General features: G+C 73.8%; 14 protein-coding genes. 7 read left to right on the forward strand and 7 right to left on the reverse strand.

Annotated features, from left to right (window positions below):
• Positions 1 to 38: 38 nt before the first annotated feature.
• Positions 39 to 950, reverse strand: coding sequence for a LysR family transcriptional regulator (locus tag ACIQWA_RS02865; RefSeq protein ID WP_360243863.1), 912 nt, complete (start codon positions 948 to 950; stop codon positions 39 to 41).
• Between the two features lie 213 nt (positions 951 to 1,163).
• Here ACIQWA_RS02865 and ACIQWA_RS02870 point away from each other — a divergent pair, with 213 nt between their 5' ends.
• A complete protein-coding gene (locus ACIQWA_RS02870; protein WP_402477281.1) occupies positions 1,164 to 2,561 on the forward strand; it encodes a TolB family protein in 1,398 nt (465 codons plus the stop codon).
• Between the two features lie 169 nt (positions 2,562 to 2,730).
• On the opposite strand, the gene ACIQWA_RS02875 is transcribed toward ACIQWA_RS02870, so the two are convergent.
• From ACIQWA_RS02875 to tdh, 3 genes are all read right to left on the reverse strand, one after another.
• Entirely contained in the window at positions 2,731 to 4,341 is a 1,611-nt protein-coding gene (locus ACIQWA_RS02875) for a CocE/NonD family hydrolase (RefSeq protein ID WP_402477283.1), read from the reverse strand.
• Positions 4,342 to 4,762: 421 nt separating this feature from the next.
• Entirely contained in the window at positions 4,763 to 5,956 is a 1,194-nt protein-coding gene (locus ACIQWA_RS02880) for a glycine C-acetyltransferase (protein ID WP_360243854.1), read from the reverse strand.
• A 29-nt stretch (positions 5,957 to 5,985) separates the two neighbouring features.
• Complete coding sequence (gene tdh, locus ACIQWA_RS02885) at positions 5,986 to 7,014, reverse strand: L-threonine 3-dehydrogenase (protein ID WP_360243851.1); 1,029 nt, start codon at positions 7,012 to 7,014, stop codon at positions 5,986 to 5,988.
• A 456-nt stretch (positions 7,015 to 7,470) separates the two neighbouring features.
• Here tdh and ACIQWA_RS02890 point away from each other — a divergent pair, with 456 nt between their 5' ends.
• Positions 7,471 to 8,868, forward strand: coding sequence for a serine hydrolase domain-containing protein (locus ACIQWA_RS02890; RefSeq protein WP_402477287.1), 1,398 nt, complete (start codon positions 7,471 to 7,473; stop codon positions 8,866 to 8,868).
• Between the two features lie 87 nt (positions 8,869 to 8,955).
• On the opposite strand, the gene ACIQWA_RS02895 is transcribed toward ACIQWA_RS02890, so the two are convergent.
• Positions 8,956 to 10,017, reverse strand: coding sequence for an ATP-dependent DNA ligase (locus ACIQWA_RS02895; RefSeq protein ID WP_402477289.1), 1,062 nt, complete (start codon positions 10,015 to 10,017; stop codon positions 8,956 to 8,958).
• A gap of 66 nt (positions 10,018 to 10,083) precedes the next feature.
• Here ACIQWA_RS02895 and ligD point away from each other — a divergent pair, with 66 nt between their 5' ends.
• The 3 genes from ligD (at position 10,084) to ACIQWA_RS02910 (ending at position 12,457) form a co-directional block, all read left to right on the forward strand.
• A complete protein-coding gene (gene ligD, locus ACIQWA_RS02900; RefSeq protein WP_360243842.1) occupies positions 10,084 to 11,097 on the forward strand; it encodes a non-homologous end-joining DNA ligase in 1,014 nt (337 codons plus the stop codon).
• 68 nt (positions 11,098 to 11,165) lie between these two features.
• Positions 11,166 to 11,768: a class I SAM-dependent methyltransferase gene (locus ACIQWA_RS02905; RefSeq protein ID WP_402477292.1), complete on the forward strand. Its 603-nt coding sequence runs from the start codon at positions 11,166 to 11,168 to the stop codon at positions 11,766 to 11,768.
• A 38-nt stretch (positions 11,769 to 11,806) separates the two neighbouring features.
• Positions 11,807 to 12,457 carry a GNAT family N-acetyltransferase gene (locus ACIQWA_RS02910; protein WP_402477295.1) on the forward strand — a complete coding sequence of 217 codons (651 nt, stop codon included), beginning with the start codon at positions 11,807 to 11,809 and terminating at the stop codon, positions 12,455 to 12,457.
• A gap of 104 nt (positions 12,458 to 12,561) precedes the next feature.
• On the opposite strand, the gene ACIQWA_RS02915 is transcribed toward ACIQWA_RS02910, so the two are convergent.
• Together ACIQWA_RS02915 and ACIQWA_RS02920 are read right to left on the reverse strand one after the other, a co-directional pair.
• Positions 12,562 to 13,053: a hypothetical protein gene (locus ACIQWA_RS02915; protein WP_402477297.1), complete on the reverse strand. Its 492-nt coding sequence runs from the start codon at positions 13,051 to 13,053 to the stop codon at positions 12,562 to 12,564.
• Between the two features lie 41 nt (positions 13,054 to 13,094).
• Positions 13,095 to 14,309 carry an 8-amino-7-oxononanoate synthase gene (locus tag ACIQWA_RS02920; RefSeq protein ID WP_402477300.1) on the reverse strand — a complete coding sequence of 405 codons (1,215 nt, stop codon included), beginning with the start codon at positions 14,307 to 14,309 and terminating at the stop codon, positions 13,095 to 13,097.
• Between the two features lie 228 nt (positions 14,310 to 14,537).
• Between ACIQWA_RS02920 and ACIQWA_RS02925 the strand changes: the two genes are divergently transcribed.
• A complete protein-coding gene (locus tag ACIQWA_RS02925; RefSeq protein ID WP_402477303.1) occupies positions 14,538 to 14,972 on the forward strand; it encodes a hypothetical protein in 435 nt (144 codons plus the stop codon).
• 32 nt (positions 14,973 to 15,004) lie between these two features.
• Positions 15,005 to 15,232, forward strand: coding sequence for a hypothetical protein (locus ACIQWA_RS02930; protein ID WP_402477306.1), 228 nt, complete (start codon positions 15,005 to 15,007; stop codon positions 15,230 to 15,232).
• Position 15,233: the final 1 nt, after the last annotated feature.

The raw sequence follows: 15,233 nt of genomic DNA on the forward strand, positions 1-15,233 counted from the left end.
GCGGCGCCTGACGCCCGGTCAGCCCGGGCGTCAGGGCGTCAGGCGCCCGCAGCGGCGGCCTCGGCGAGGGAGTCGAGGACCGGGCGGAGCAGCGGGTGCCCGTCGGCGCCGGCCCGGACGGCGGCGAAGACCCGGCGGGTGGCGAGGTCGCTGTCGACCGGGCGGACCGCCACCCGGTCCAGGTCCACCCCGCGCAGCGCGGAGCGCGGCACCAGGGCGACGCCCGCACCCACCGAGGCCAGGGCGACGACGGCGCGGAAGTCGTCGGAGGAGTGCAGCAGGCGCGGCTGGAAGCCGGCGTGCTCGCAGGCCAGCAGGACCACGTCGTGGCACGGGTTGCCCGGGTAGGGGCCGATCCACGGCTCGTCCGCCAGCGCGGCCACCGCCAGCGGACCGGCCTCGGCGGCCAGCGGGTGGGCCAGCGGCAGCACCGCCTCGAAGGGCTCGGCGTACAGCGGGACCCTGGTCAGCCGGGCGTCGTCGGCGCGCGGGGCGCCGCGGTACTCGACGGCCACCGCGAGGTCGGCGCGGCCGTCCAGCACCATCGGGAGGCTGGCGTCGCCCTCGGCGTCCAGCACCTTGAGCCGCACCCCGGGGGCCCGGCCGGCCAGCAGGCCCATCGCCGGGGCGAGCACGTGCGAGATGCCGGTGGCGAAGGACGCGACGGTGACCTCGCCCGCGACGCCCGCGCTGTACGCGGCGAGGTCGGCCTCGGCCCGCTCCAGCTGGGCGAGCACCGCGTCGGCGTGGCCGAGCAGGATCTCCCCGGCGGCGGTCAGCCGCACACCCCGGCCCTCCCGGGCCAGCAGGTGGTGGCCGGTCTCCTGTTCCAGGGCGGCCAGCTGCTGGGAGACCGCGGAGGGGGTCAGGTAGAGGGCGGCCGCCGCGGCGGTCACGGTGCGGTGGTCCGCCACGGCCCGGAGGGTCCGCAGCCGTCGTGCGTCGATCACACGCCCAATTCTGCCAGCGCGGCGCGGCGGTCCGTCCGGGGTGCGGTTCCCGGGGCCGTTGCCGGGCTCGTTCCGGGGCAGTACCACCGGTGGCGTATTTCGGCGCGAGATCGTCTCGGCCCGTTGACCGCCCGGTCCGCCCGGCGCTTGGCTCGGGGACGGACCGGGCCGGGGACTCCGGGGCCCGGTACTCGTCATCAGGGGAGGATGTCCATGATCACCGCTCGTTCCCGCCGCCGGCTCGCCCGCGCCGGCTGCGTCCTGGTGGCCGCCCTCGCGGTCGGCGCCGTGATGCCCGCCGCCGAGGCCCGGCCGCCGAAGGGCGACACCGCCCGGGTCAGCGAGGGCTTCAAGGGGGAGCAGCTGAACGGCGCCTCGACCGGGCTCGGGCTGAGCGCGGACGGCCGTTCGGCGCTGTTCTCGTCGAGCGCGACCGACCTGCTGCCGTCCACCGGCACCCCGAACTCCGGCGAGGTCTACGTCCGCGACCTGCGCAACGGCCACCTCGAGCGGGTCAGCGTCGCCGACGACGGCTCGCAGCTGAACGCCCCCACCACGGACGCCTCGCTCAGCGCCGACGGCCGGTTCGTGGCGTTCAGCACCGCCGCCACCAACGTCGTCCCCGGCCAGGCCAAGCACGCGAACGACGTGTTCGTCCGCGACCGCTGGACCGGGCGCACCGAGCTGATCACCGGCGGCCTGCTCGCCACCGACGACGACGAGACCATCCGCAGCGCGGACAACCCCACGCTGAGCGCGGACGGCCGCTATGTCGCCTACGCCTCGAACCGCACCGACCTGACCACCGGCATCCGGCGCGGGAAGATCAACATCTATGTGACCGACCGCTGGACCCGTACCACCCGGCTGGTCACCACCGGCCCCTCGGGCGGCACCGGCGGCACCGGCGCGGACAACCACTCCTACCGTCCGACGATCAGCGCGGACGGCCGCACGGTCGGCTTCGTCTCCCGGGCCTCGAACCTCACCGACCCCGCCCCGGGCACCCCCGCCGCCCCGGCGGCCGCCGACGCCGAGCTGGCGGGCCCACGCTTCTACCCGTACTACGTCTGGTCCGCCGCCACCGGCCGGACCGTCGTCGCCAGTGTGGACACCACCGGCGCCGAGCGCGGCGTCGGCCTGATGGACGCCCGGCTCAGCCCCGACGGCCGCTACGCGCTGTACGGCATGCCGACCTACGGCATCGACCCCCGCCCGGGCAGCCACGGCCTCCGGATGGACCTGTACGTCCACGACCTGGTCACCGGCACGGTCACCCTGGTCAACACCCCGCTGCCCGGCACCACGCCCACCGACGGCTCCTACGACCCGGCGATCACCGCCGACGGGCGCTGGGTCTACTTCGACTCCGCCGCGGACGACCTGGTCGCCGACGACACCAACCAGTCCTCCGACGTGTTCCGCCGCGACCTGTGGACCGGCCGGATCGAGCGGGTCAGCCTCGCCTCGGACGGCTCCCAGAGCACCGCCGCCGCGCAGAACCCGTACGTCGACGCCGAGGGCGGCACGGTGCTGTTCGACGCGGAGGACGGCAACCTGGTGCCGGGGGACACCAACACCGTCACGGACGTGTTCCGCCGCCGCCTCTGAGCCGCGCCCGATTACGTCTGTTGACGTATTTTCCGTCCGGATTCATCTCAGCTGTTGACCCCGGGGGTCGCCCACGGCTTGGCTCGTCCCCGGACCGACCGCCCGGGGGGCCTGTCCGACCCGCCGCCGCCCCGCCCTCCGACTGCGGGAGGGCGGGGCGGCGCCGGGCTCAGCGGACGGGCAGCGAGACGTCCGCCGGACCGAAGGTCACCGTGCTGCCCGCCGGTGTCTCGCCGCCGTACAGGCCGTCCTGGGTGCCGAGCACCAGCGCGAGCCGGTGGCCGGCCGGGAGGTCGTACGCGGTGGGGAACAGCGTGACGTCCAGCGGGAAGGACTGCCCGGCCGGCTGGCCGGACCAGCTCTGCGGGGCGTGCGCGATCAGCCGCCCGGCGCCGAGCGCGTCCACGTCGTAGAGGTACGCGACGGTGGTGCCCTGCGGCGCCGAGCTGGTCACGGTGGTGTGCACCCGGACGGCCCCGCGCACGGCGAGGCCCTGCCCGTACGGCTCCGACTGCCGGACGGCTGCCGCCCCGCGGTCCAGCAGCGGCACCAGGACGGTCGGCGGCTGGTGCAGCCACTGGTCGACCAGTCCGGAGAGCAGCACCGTGCCGCCGCTCGCACCGGACGGCCGGTCGCCGCGGACGGTGGCGGTGCCGGCGAGGTCCAGCCGCTCGGTGCGGGAGGCGACCGAGTCCCAGTCCGGGTACGCCTCGTGGGCACCGCCCGGGCGGACCTCCAGGTCGACGCCCGGCGGCAGGCCCGCGCCCGCCACGCCCCTGAGGTGCTGGTCGAGCCAGCCGCGGGCGTCGTCCCAGGTGGCGTTGGAGAAGCCGAGCAGGCCGGTGAACTCCTGGCTGGCGTGGTCGCCGGGGCGCAGTTCGAGGCGCTTGGGGACGGTCAGCCGCCGGTAGAAGTCGGTCATCTGGCCGGGGTTGAAGAAGCTGTCGCTCCAGCCGTTGGCGAGGTAGACGGCGGCGCCGTTGGCGTTGATCCGGTCCAGGTAGGCGGCGGGCGAGCGGAGCTTCGCCCAGGCGATCACGTCGGGCAGGTCGTGGTCGCCGAACAGGTCGTCCAGGGCGGCCGCGAACTCCGGGCTCTTGCGGCCGGTCAGGCCCTCGATCCGGGCCAGCCTGGTGGCGGCGGCGGTGTGCCGGGTCTGCCCGCTGTACAGCGCGTCGGTCAGGTCGGCCCAGCCGCTGAGCGAGGCGACGGCCTTGATCCGCGGGTCGAACGCGGCGCCGAGGAGGGTGAGGCCGCCGCCGAGCGACAGGCCGATCATGCCGACCCGGTCCGGGTCCGCCGGGGTGTGGGCGAGGGCCCAGTCGATCACCGTCGAGATGTCGGCGACGTCCTTGGGCCCGGCGACGTCCACCTCCCCGCCCGAGCCCCAGAACCCGCGCACGGTGTACGTCACGACGACGTACCCGGCGGCGGCGAACCGGTGCCCCTGGGCGACGTACTCCAGGTCGTTCTGCCCCCAGCTCGCAGGCTGCACCACCACCGGGTAGCGACCCCGGGCGTCGGCGCCCGGGGTTCCGGCGGGCGGGGTGAAGACGTCGGCCTTGAGTACGATGCCGTCCCGGGCGGTGATGTCCGCCAGCCGGAAGCCGCCGAGTGCCGACGCGGCGGCCGGCACGTCGGCCGGCACGGCTGCGGACCCGGACACGGGTGCGGCGGCCGCAGGCTGTGCCACCGCACCCGTTGCGAGCCCGAGCCCGAGCGCCAGGGCGAGGGCGGCGCTCGCCGTCCGATGTCCGCCGGTTCGGTGGGGTCGTGCCATCACGCGCTGCTCCCTCGGTCCACTTGATGTGATCACGACGAGCCTAGTGATCGAACCCGGCCCCGAAGGAGATGATGATCAGCCAAATTACTGGCCGGTAACGTGAACTGGAGGCAGAACCGCGAACGGGGGTGGGACACCGGTGCGGGCCGGTGTCCCACCCCCGAGGCGGGAGGGTGGGGCAGTTGGTCTTCGGGCCGCGCGGCGGTGGCGGGAAATCGATTCACCACCACCGCAGGGCGGTTGTGAGCCCGCGGGGACGGGCCGGTTCCGAGCGGCTCGGCCCCGCGGGCAGCTTGTGGGGGTCAACCCCCGTGCGGGTCAACCCTCCTGGGGGGGTCAACCCTCCTGGGGGTCACCCTCTCGTGGGGGTCACCCTCTCGTGGGGGTCGGCCCTGCCGGGAGTCACCCCTCGTGGGCGTCAGCCCTCCAGCGCGGCGCGGGCGTCCACGAAGGCGGCGACGGCGCGCTCCACGTCCTCGGTGGAGTGGGCCGCGGAGAGCTGCACCCGGATCCGGGCCTGGCCGTGCGGGACCACCGGGTACGAGAAGCCGATCACGTACACGCCGCGCTCCAGCAGGAGTTCGGCCAGACGGCCGGCCTTCGCCGCGTCGCCGATCATCACCGGGGCGATCGGGTGGTCGCCCGGCAGGATCTCGAACCCGGCCTCGGTCATCTTCGAGCGGAACAGCGCGGTGTTGGCCGCCAGCCGCTCGCGCAGCTCGTTGGACTGCTCGACCAGGTCGAGCACCTTCAACGAGGCGGCCGCGATCACCGGGGCCAGCGAGTTGGAGAACAGGTACGGGCGGGAGCGCTGGCGCAGCAGGGCGACGATCTCCCGGCGGGCGGCGACGTAGCCGCCGGAGGCGCCGCCGAGCGCCTTGCCCAGGGTGCCGGTGATGATGTCCACCCGGTCCATCACGCCGTGCAGTTCGGGGGTGCCGCGGCCGCCGGCGCCGACGAAGCCGACGGCGTGCGAGTCGTCGACCATGACCATGGCGTCGTAGCGGTCGGCCAGGTCGCAGATCTCGCGCAGCGGGGCGACGTAGCCGTCCATGGAGAAGACGCCGTCGGTGACGATCAGGCGGCGGCGGGCGTCCTGGGTCTCCTTGAGCTGCTGCTCCAGGTCGGCCAGGTCGCGGTTGGCGTAGCGGTGGCGGCGGGCCTTGCTGAGCCGGATGCCGTCGATGATGCTGGCGTGGTTGAGCGCGTCGGAGATGACGGCGTCGCGGTCGTCCAGCAGGGTCTCGAACACGCCGCCGTTGGCATCGAAGCACGAGGAGTAGAGGATGGTGTCCTCCTGGCCGAGGAAGGCCGAGAGGCGGTTCTCCAGCTCCTTGTGCACGTCCTGGGTGCCGCAGATGAAGCGGACCGAGGCCATGCCGTAGCCCCAGCGGTCCAGGGCGTCCTTGGCCGCGGCGAGCACCTCGGGGTGGTCGGCCAGGCCGAGGTAGTTGTTGGCGCAGAAGTTCAGCACCTCGCCGGGGCGGCCGCCGGAGGTGACGGTGACCTCGGCGCTCTGCGGGCTGCCGATCACCCGCTCCGGCTTGAACAGGCCGGCCTCACGGATCTCGTCGAGGGTGGTGGCGATGTCGGCGCGCACGTTGTCGAACACAACAGGCTCCTTTGGCGTCAACGGGGTGCTCAGGCGGTCCAGTCGAGGATGATCTTGCCGCAGTTGCCGCTCGCGGCGTCGTCGAAGGCGGCCTCGAAGTCGGTGGCGGCGTAGCGGCCGGTGATCACCGGGCTGAGGTCCAGGCCGCCCTCCAGCAGCACCGACATCGCGTACCAGGTCTCGAACATCTCGCGGCCGTAGATGCCCTTGATGGTGATCATCGAGGTGACGATCGAGGCCCAGTCCACCGCGAAGTCCTCGGCCGGCAGGCCCAGCATGGCGATCTTGCCGCCGTGGGTCATGTTGGCGATCATCGACTGCATCGCCTCGGGGCGGCCGGACATCTCCAGGCCGACGTCGAAGCCCTCGCGCAGGCCCAGCTTCTGCTGGCCCTCCTCGATGGTGTGCTCGGCGACGTTCAGCGCCAGCGTCACGCCGACCTGGCGGGCCAGGTCGAGCCGGTACGGGGAGACGTCGGTGATCATCACGTTGCGGGCGCCGGCGTGCTTGGCGACGGCGGCCGCCATGATGCCGATCGGGCCGGCGCCGGTGACCAGCACGTCCTCGCCGACCAGCGGGAAGGACAGCGCGGTGTGCACGGCGTTGCCGAAGGGGTCGAAGATCGCGGCCACGTCGAGGTCGACCGGCACCCGGTGCACCCAGACGTTGGAGGCGGGCAGCGCCACGTACTCGGCGAAGGCGCCGTCCCGGTTCACGCCCAGGCCGACGGTGTTGCGGCACAGGTGGCGGCGGCCGGCCAGGCAGTTGCGGCACTTGCCGCAGACCAGGTGGCCCTCGCCGCTGACCAGGTCGCCGATCGCGATGTCCGCGACGCCGGCGCCGATCTCGGCGACCTCGCCGACGAACTCGTGGCCGAGCACCAGCGGGGTCCTGATCGTCTGCTGCGCCCAGCCGTCCCACTTGCGGATGTGCAGGTCGGTGCCGCAGATGCCGGTGCGCAGCACCTTGATCAGCACCTCGCCGGGGCCGATCTCGGGCTTCGGGACGTCGATCATCCAGAGGCCGGGCTCGGCGTGCTGCTTGACGAGTGCCTTCACGGGAGACGGCTCCTGACGTGCTGATCGGGGACGGCCTTCGAGGGTCGGGCAGGCCGGGGGCTCGGTTCGGCCGCTCCTGACGGGCACGCTCCGGCAGGCAGAAATCTGCCTGGTGGGAGGGGGTGCGGTCCATCGAGGAATTCTTAAGGACGGCCACAGCTGAGCTGAACGATCGTGCCCGAGCTGGGCCCGGGGGCGGGTGCGGCGTGCCGGTGCTCACCCGTCCGGCCGAGCGCGCGGCGCCGGTGACGACACCAACCGGCCGTACCGCCGGGGTACTTGACAAGGATCCGCCAGCGGGAACGGGCCACTCGGGTGGGCTTGGGTCCGTTCGGGCCAGCCCGGCCGCCACCGGCGCGCGGGTGTTCGAGCACGGTGCTTACGGTGGCGACGCTCCCCCACGGCCCCGTGGAGCAGCGCTCCGGGGCCCTTCGCCGCAGAGAGGCGCGCCACTCCATGACCAACACCCGACGGCCCCGCCCGGCCGCTCCCCGTTCCGCCCGGCTGGCCGCCGGCGCCGCCCTCGCGCTGGCCGGCCTGCTGACCGCCACCGCCTGCTCCGGAGAGTCGACGCCCGCCCGGCAGGCCGCCGAGCCGGCGGTCACCGCCGAACCGGCCGCGCTCAGCCCGTCCCCGGGGTACTCCTCCCCGGGCACCCCCTCGGGGAGCGCCTCCTCGAACGCGGTGGTGCAGCTGACCCCGGCCGTCGGCGCCAAGCTGGACGCCGCGATCCAGTCGGTGCTCAAGCAGAACTCGGTGCCCGGCATCTCGGTCGGGATCATCACCCCGGGCGGCACGTACCAGAAGTCCTTCGGCGTCTCCGACAAGGCCGCCAACACGCCGATGGACGCGGGGCTGTTCGCCCGCATCGGCAGCGAGAGCAAGACCTTCACCGCGACCGCCGTGCTGCGCCTGGTCGACCAGGGCAAGGTGGCGCTGGACGACCCGATCTCCAAGTACGTGGACGGCGTCCCCGGCGGCGACGGGATCACCGTCCGCCAGCTCGGCGAGATGCGCAGCGGCCTGTTCCCGTACAGCTCCGACCCGGACTTCGTGAACACGCTGATCAACGACCCGAACCACGTGTTCACCCCGGACCAGCTGCTCGCCTACGGCTACAAGCACCCCGCCGTGTTCCCGCCCGGCCAGCGGTTCCAGTACAGCAACAGCAACTACATCATCCTGGGCAAGCTGATCGAGAAGGTCGGCGGGCAGAGCGCCGGCGACTTCCTCCAGTCCCAGGTGTTCGCGCCCGCCTCGCTGGCCAAGACGAGCTTCGCCACCGACGGGACGCTCCCCGACCCGCACGCCCACGGCTACACCAACCAGACGCCCAACGGGGACATCCAGGACGCCACCAACTGGAACCCGTCCTGGGCCTGGACGGCAGGGGCCGTCGTCACCCAGCTCGCCGACCTGGAGAGCTGGGCCAAGACCGTGGCCACCGGCGCCATCATCAGCCCCGCCAGCCAGACCGAGCGGTTGAAGACCCTGCCCACCGGCGACCCGGGCGTCACCTACGGCTTCGGGCTGTTCAACAACAACGGCTGGATCGGGCACAACGGCTCGATGCCGGGCTACGAGAGCGTCGCGGTGTACATGCCGGACGCCCAGGCCACCCTGGTGCTGCTGCTCAACACGGATGTGATCTCCCAGGGCCAGGAGCCGTCCACGCTGTTCGCCAACGCGATCACCAAGATCATCTCGCCGAACAACGTCTACGCGCTCCCGACCGAGACCGCCTCGCCGTCGGCCCCGGCCTCGGGCGGCGGTTCCGGCTCCCCCTCGGCCACCGGCTCCGGCAGCGGCACGCCTTCGCTCCCGGGCAACGCCCCCACCACCGTGCGGGCCTGACCGCGACACGGGCCCCACGGCACGCGGGCAGGACGCGGGCCCGACCCGGTGCGACCGGGTCGGGCCCGCCACCTTCATGACGCTGCTTCAGATCCCGAGCACCTTGCCGAGGTCGTACGAGACCGGCTCCTCCAACTGCGCGTAGGTGCAGCTCTCCGGAGTGCGGTCAGGCCGCCAGCGGCGGAACTGGGCGGTGTGCCGGAAGCGGCTGCCCTCCATGTGGTCGTACGCCACCTCGACCACCCGCTCGGGGCGCAGCGCGATCCAGGACAGGTCCTTGCCGCCGGTCCAGCGGCTGACCGCCCCCGGCAGCCGCCCCTCCGCGTGCGCGGACTCCTCCGCCCAGGCGCCCCAGGGGTGTTCGGCGAGGTCGTCCATCCTCAGCGGGGCCAGCTCCTCGACCAGTTCGCGGCGGCGCGCCATCGGGAAGGCGGCGCACACCCCGACGTGCTGGAGCCGGCCCTCGTCGTCGTGGATGCCCAGCAGCAGCGAGCCGACCACCGGGCCGCTCTTGTGCTCGCGGTAGCCGGCCACCACGCAGTCCGCGGTGCGCTCGTGCTTGATCTTGTACATGGTCCGCTCGCCCGGCCGGTACGGCTGGTCCAGCGGCTTGGCCACCACCCCGTCCAGCCCGGCGCCCTCGAACTCGGCGAACCAGCTCTGCGCCAGCTCGGGGTCGGTCGAGGCCGGGGCGGTGAACACCGGGTCGGCGGCCCGCGCGAGCGCCGCCTCCAGGGCCGGGCGGCGCACCGACAGCGGCTCGTCCAGCAACGAGTCGTCACCGAGGGCGAGCAGGTCGAAGGCCACGAAGGAGGCGGGGGTCCGCTCCGCGAGCAGCTTCACCCGGCTCGCCGCCGGGTGGATCCGCTCCAGCAGCTCCTCGAAGCGCAGCCGCCCGTCCCGGGCGATCACCACCTCGCCGTCCAGCACGCAGCGCGGCGGCAGCTCCCGCCGGAAGGCCTCCACCAGCTCGGGGAAGTACCTGGTCAGCGGCTTGCCGGTGCGGCTGCCCAGCTCCACCTCGGCGCCGTCGCGGAACACGATGCTGCGGAAGCCGTCCCACTTGGCCTCGTACTGCATCCCCGTCGGGATCCTGGCCACCGACTTGGCGAGCATCGGGGCCACCGGCGGCATCACGGGCAGGTCCATGCGTCCCAGCCTGGCGCGGTTCGCCCCGGGGCGCGCGCCGGGCGCGGCGCCCTTAGCGTGAGAGGCATGGGCACAGCCGTCGAACTGGAAGTCGCCGGGCGCACCGTCCGGCTGTCCAACCCGGACAAGGTGTACTACCCCGAGCGCGGCTTCACCAAGCTGGACGTCGCCCAGTACTACCTGGCCGTCGCCGACGGGGTGCTGCACGGGCTGCGCGACCGGCCCACCACCCTCCAGCGCTTCCCCGACGGGGTCGACGGCGAGTTCTTCTACCAGAAGCGCGCCCCCAAGGGCCTGCCGGACTGGCTGCCCACCGCCCGGATCGAGTTCCCCAGCGGGCGCTCCGCCGACGAGATCTGCCCCACCGAACCGGCCGCCGTGCTGTGGGCCGCCAACCTGGGCTGCCTCACCTTCCACCCCTGGCCGGTCCGGCGCGGCGACACCGACCACGTCGACGAACTGCGCATCGACCTCGACCCGCAGCCCGGCACCGACTTCCACGACGCCGTCCGCGCCGCCCACGAACTGCGCGCCCTGCTGGAGGAGTACGGGCTGCGCGGCTGGCCCAAGTCCTCCGGCGGGCGCGGCCTGCACGTCTACGTCCCGTTGGTGCCCGAGTGGACCTTCACCGACGGGCGGCACGCTGTGATCGCGCTCGGCCGGGTGCTGGAACAGCGGATGCCGGGGAAGGTCACCACCGCCTGGTGGAAGGAGGAACGCGGCGAACGCATCTTCGTCGACTACAACCAGATGGCCCGCGACCGCACCATCGCCTCCGCCTACTCGCTGCGCGCCCGCCCCCGCGCCACCGCCTCCGCCCCGCTGCGCTGGGACGAACTCGACGACGCCGCCCCCGAGGACTTCGACCTGCGGACGGTGCCCGCCCGCTTCGCCGAACTCGGCGACCCCAACGCGGAGATGGCGGACCACGCGTACCGGCTGGACGGCCTGCTGGAGCTGTACGAGAAGCAGCTGCACGACGAGGGCCTCGGCGAACTCCCGTACCCGCCCGACCATCCCAAGGCCGCCGGCGAACCGACCCGGGTGCAGCCCAGCCGGGCCCGGAAGAAGGCCGTCTAGCCTCCTGGCTTCCTGGCCGTCTGGTCTCCTGGCCTCCTGGCCTCCTGGCCTCCTCGTAGTCTGACCGGATGCCCTTCGACCACAACGACCACTACCACCGGTCACTGCTGCGCACCGTGCCGCCCGGCGCCCGCCGCGCCCTGGACGTCGGCTGCGGCACCGGCCGCTTCGCCCGGGCGCTCGCCCGCCGGGGCCTGGAGGTGGACGCCGTCGACCGGGACGAGGCCGTCCTCGCCGCCGCGCGCGGCTCCGCCGCCCCGGCCGCCGTCCACTACCGGCAGAGCGACCTCACCGAGCTCCAACTGCCGCCCGGCCACTACGACTTCATCTCCTGCCTGGCCAGCCTCCACCACCTGCCGCTGGACAGCCTGGCCCGGCTGCGCGAGGCGCTCGCGCCCGGCGGGGTCCTGGTCGTGCTGGGCTGCTACCGCGAGACCACCCCCGGGGACCGGCTGATCAGCCTGGCCGCCGTCCCGGTGAACGCCCTCTGCCGCCTCGCCGTCCACCTGCGCGAACGCGGCGCACCACCACCGGCCGTCCGGGCGCCGATCGCGATGCCGCAGACCTCGCTCCCCGACATCCGGGCGTACGCCACCCGGCACCTGCCCGGCTTCCGGCTGCGGCGGCTGCTGTTCTGGCGGTACCTGCTGGTGTATCGCCGCCCGCGGTGATCAACTGGGGCGGACAACTTTCCAGGGAGGGAACGGACATGGGCGCACGGGGGCTGGCGGAGATCCTGGCGGACGCGGCGGGCGGGGTGTTCCCACCGCCGGACGGCTCGGTGACGGTGGTGCCCCAGCCCTCGCCGCGCGAGGCCGGGGTGGTCTCCTTCGCCGCGCACGCCGTGGTCTTCACCGACCAGGACCCGGACTGGGTGCGCGCCGCCGTCGCCGCCGCCCCGGGCGACCCGCTGTCCGTCCCACTCTGCCCGCCCTTCCTCACCGCCTTCGCCGAGCGGACCGGGCGGACCGTCAACAACATCGACCTGCTCACCGTCGCCGACCGCCTCCCGGGCGCGCCGCCGCTGCCGCTCAGCCCGCTCGAGGACCGCGAACACCCGCGCGTGGTGCGGGCGTTGCGCTACCGCGAGGACGTCCGGGTGTACCAGGCCGACGGCGGCGTGCTCATCCTGGGCCGGGGCGTGGCCGGCCGCTGGGAGACCGCCGTCGAGGTCGACCCGCACGCCCGGGGCCGGGGCCTCGGCCGCGCCCTCGCCACCGCCGCCCGCCACCTGCTGCCGGAGGGCGAGGTGGTCTGGGCCCAGCAGGCCCCCGGCAACGCCCCCAGCGTCCGCGCCTTCCAGGCCGCCGGCTACCGGCCGGTCGGCGCCGAGGCCCTGCTCGTCCTCGGGCAGCCGTAGCGCGCGAGTCCGCCACCGTGGTGTCCGCGACACGCTCGCCGGGCAGCCGGCCGTCCCGCCCCGGATCGAGCAGGCACCCGGCGTGGCCCTCCCAGCGCGGCGGCTCAGCCGTCCACCCGCTCCGCGCGCATCGACACGACCCGGTCGGCCTCGGGGTCGTACCCGATCATCGGGCAGTTGTCGTAGCCGCCCTCGGCGTACATCACCACCGGCTTGCCCAGCCGCCGCCCGATCGCGGTCAGGAACGCGCAGAGGACGTCCAGGCGCTCCTGCCCCTGGATCTCCCGGAGCGAGACGTCGAAGTCGATCGCCTCGGCCGAGTAGAACCGGAAGATCGCACACACCTCCGCGGTCGGCCGCACCACCAGGCTCGGGCATTCCGCGTCGTCCGGGCGCGCCAGCACCGTCCCGGCCGCCGGGAGCGGCAGGACGGTGTCGCCGTCTTCGTACTCGTGGGCCCAGCCCCGTTCCCGGACGAGGTCGAGCAGCGCCTGCCAGTCGGCCGCCGTGGTGCCGTCCACGACCACGTCCGGCAGCGTCCCCCCGTCGCTCGGGTCGAACATGTACGCCACGTCGTCCCAGATCAGATCGGCCATCCCGTCCTCCTGCCCGCTGTCGACCCCGGCCGCCGGGCCGGTCATGCGATCCGGGCGCCCGCCGGGGCGAGGTCGGCGATGGTGCGGACGGCGTCGGCGATCTGCTGGTCCGTGAGGTCCCCGCGGGCGGTCAGGCGCAGGCGGGAGATGCCGTCCGGGACGGACGGGGGCCGGAAGCAGCCCACGGCGAGGCCCGCGCGGAGGCAGTCGGCGGCCCAGGCGACGGCGGCCTCCGGGCCCGGGGCGCGGACCGAGACCACGGCCGCGTCGGGTTCGCAGGCGTGCAGGCCGGCGGCGGTGAGGCGGGCGGCGAGGGTGCGGGCGACCTCGCGGGCGCGCTCGGCGCGCTCCGGTTCGGCGCGCAGCAGGCGCAGCGCGGCGAGGGCGGCGCCGGCGGCGGCCGGGGCGAGGCCGGTGTCGAAGATGAAGGTGCGGGCCGTCTCGGTCAGGTGCCGGATGACCCGGCGCGGGCCGAGCACGGCGCCGCCCTGGGAGCCGAGCGACTTCGACAGGGTGACGGTGGCGACGGTGTCCGGCTGCCCGGCCAGCCCGGCGGCCGCCAGTGCGCCGCGCCCGCCGGGGCCGAGCACACCCAGCCCGTGGGCGTCGTCCACCAGCAGGGCGGCCCCGCCGGTCCGGGCGGCCTCGGAGAGTGCGCGCAGCGGCGCCGCGTCGCCGTCCACCGAGAACACCGAGTCGCTGACCACCAGCGCGCGCCGCTGTTCCCGCGCGGCCAGCGCGTCGGCGACCGCGGCCGGGTCGCTGTGCGGGGCCCGGTGGACGTCGGCGCGGGCCAGCCGGCAGCCGTCGATCAGCGAGGCGTGGTTGTAGGCGTCGGAGACGATCAGGGTGTCCGGGTCGGTCAGCGCGGTGAGGGCGGCGAGGTTGGCCGTGTACCCGGAGGAGAACACCAGCGCGGCCTCGACCCCGCAGAACTCGGCGAGCTCCCGCTCCAGTTCGGTGTGCAGCGCGGTCGTCCCGGTCACCAGCCGGGACCCGGTCGACCCCCCGCCCCACCGCAGCGCGGCCTCCGCCGCGGCCCCGGTCACCGCCGGGTGCCTGGTCAGCCCCAGGTAGTCGTTGCCCGCGAGGTCCAGCACCGCGTCCTCCGCGCGCCGGCTGCGCAGCGTGCGGGTCAGCCCGGCGTCGGCGCGCAGCGCGGCGGCCTCGTCGAGCCAGTCGAAGACGTGCGCGGCAGCGGGCGCGGCAGCGGGCGCGACAGCGGGGCGGGGCTGGGAGGCGAGGGGGAGGGCCATGTCCGGCACTCTGGCACGGGCGGCGCGGGGCGGGCAATGTGCCGCTTGGCACAGGGACGGGAGAGACGGCCCGTTTCATTCACCTTCCGTTCATTGGCATTCCATCGACAAGCCCCTCAAGCCACCTCACCTGCAAAACATTCATCATGCCCTTGCAAAGATTCCGACCCTGTCTTCGTACGCGTTCGATAAACTCCCTGTCGATCTTTACCTGGGGGGAAGCGCGAAGTGACGGACCTCGAGTTCGAGCGTCGGATGAATCCATGGCTCTTCGACGACAGGGGCAACCTGACCGAAGCGGCGAAGAAGCAGTTCCCGGACCTGGTCGGCGCCAACAACGCCCCGGTCACGCTCGGCGGCCGGACCGTCAAGGCGAACCCGGGCATGTTGCAGCAGGCGGCACAGAACGCCTTCGCCCTGCGTGACGCCGTCAAGACAGAGCTGTCCCAGCCCGGCGAGCACGTCAACGCGGCGGCCGCCTCACTCAAGGGCTGGTCCCTCGGCGCCGGACTCACGGGACTCTGGATGACGTGGTCCACCCAGGCGGAAAGCCTGCGCGGCACCGTCGAGGACATCGGCAACAAGCTCCAGGGCACCGGACAGGCCTACGCCCAGACCGAGGCGGACATCCACGCCGGCTTCCAGCAGGGCGCCAAGGCCTGACGGCCGCGCGAACAGGGACACGAACTCGAACAATGGTGACGTTCAGCCAGCTCAAGCAGGTCGACCTCAGCAGCCTCAACTCGGCGGCGAGCGACTACGAGACCCTCGTCCGCACCTGGGACCTCACCCAGCGGATGCAGAACGAGGTCATCGGCACCGTTCAGCAGTCCGGCTGGCACGGCGACACTGCAGGCCTCGCCGCCGCCAAACTCACCTGGGGCCGCAACCTCTACGACCCGACAATGGCCTCGAAGGTGTGAT

Origin of the sequence: Kitasatospora sp. NPDC098652 (genome assembly GCF_044760155.1) — a bacterium.
Lineage (GTDB): Bacteria > Actinomycetota > Actinomycetes > Streptomycetales > Streptomycetaceae > Kitasatospora.

Bases quoted from the DNA above. Each gene is read 5' to 3' on its own strand.
- ACIQWA_RS02870 (WP_402477281.1), top strand. From the start codon at position 1,164: ATGATCACCGCTCGTTCCCGCCGCCGGCTCGCCCGCGCCGGCTGCGTC.
- ACIQWA_RS02875 (WP_402477283.1), bottom strand. From the start codon at position 4,341: ATGGCACGACCCCACCGAACCGGCGGACATCGGACGGCGAGCGCCGCC.
- ACIQWA_RS02890 (WP_402477287.1), top strand. From the start codon at position 7,471: ATGACCAACACCCGACGGCCCCGCCCGGCCGCTCCCCGTTCCGCCCGG.
- ACIQWA_RS02895 (WP_402477289.1), bottom strand. From the start codon at position 10,017: ATGGACCTGCCCGTGATGCCGCCGGTGGCCCCGATGCTCGCCAAGTCG.
- ligD (WP_360243842.1), top strand. From the start codon at position 10,084: ATGGGCACAGCCGTCGAACTGGAAGTCGCCGGGCGCACCGTCCGGCTG.
- ACIQWA_RS02905 (WP_402477292.1), top strand. From the start codon at position 11,166: ATGCCCTTCGACCACAACGACCACTACCACCGGTCACTGCTGCGCACC.
- ACIQWA_RS02910 (WP_402477295.1), top strand. From the start codon at position 11,807: ATGGGCGCACGGGGGCTGGCGGAGATCCTGGCGGACGCGGCGGGCGGG.
- ACIQWA_RS02915 (WP_402477297.1), bottom strand. From the start codon at position 13,053: ATGGCCGATCTGATCTGGGACGACGTGGCGTACATGTTCGACCCGAGC.
- ACIQWA_RS02920 (WP_402477300.1), bottom strand. From the start codon at position 14,309: ATGGCCCTCCCCCTCGCCTCCCAGCCCCGCCCCGCTGTCGCGCCCGCT.
- ACIQWA_RS02930 (WP_402477306.1), top strand. From the start codon at position 15,005: ATGGTGACGTTCAGCCAGCTCAAGCAGGTCGACCTCAGCAGCCTCAAC.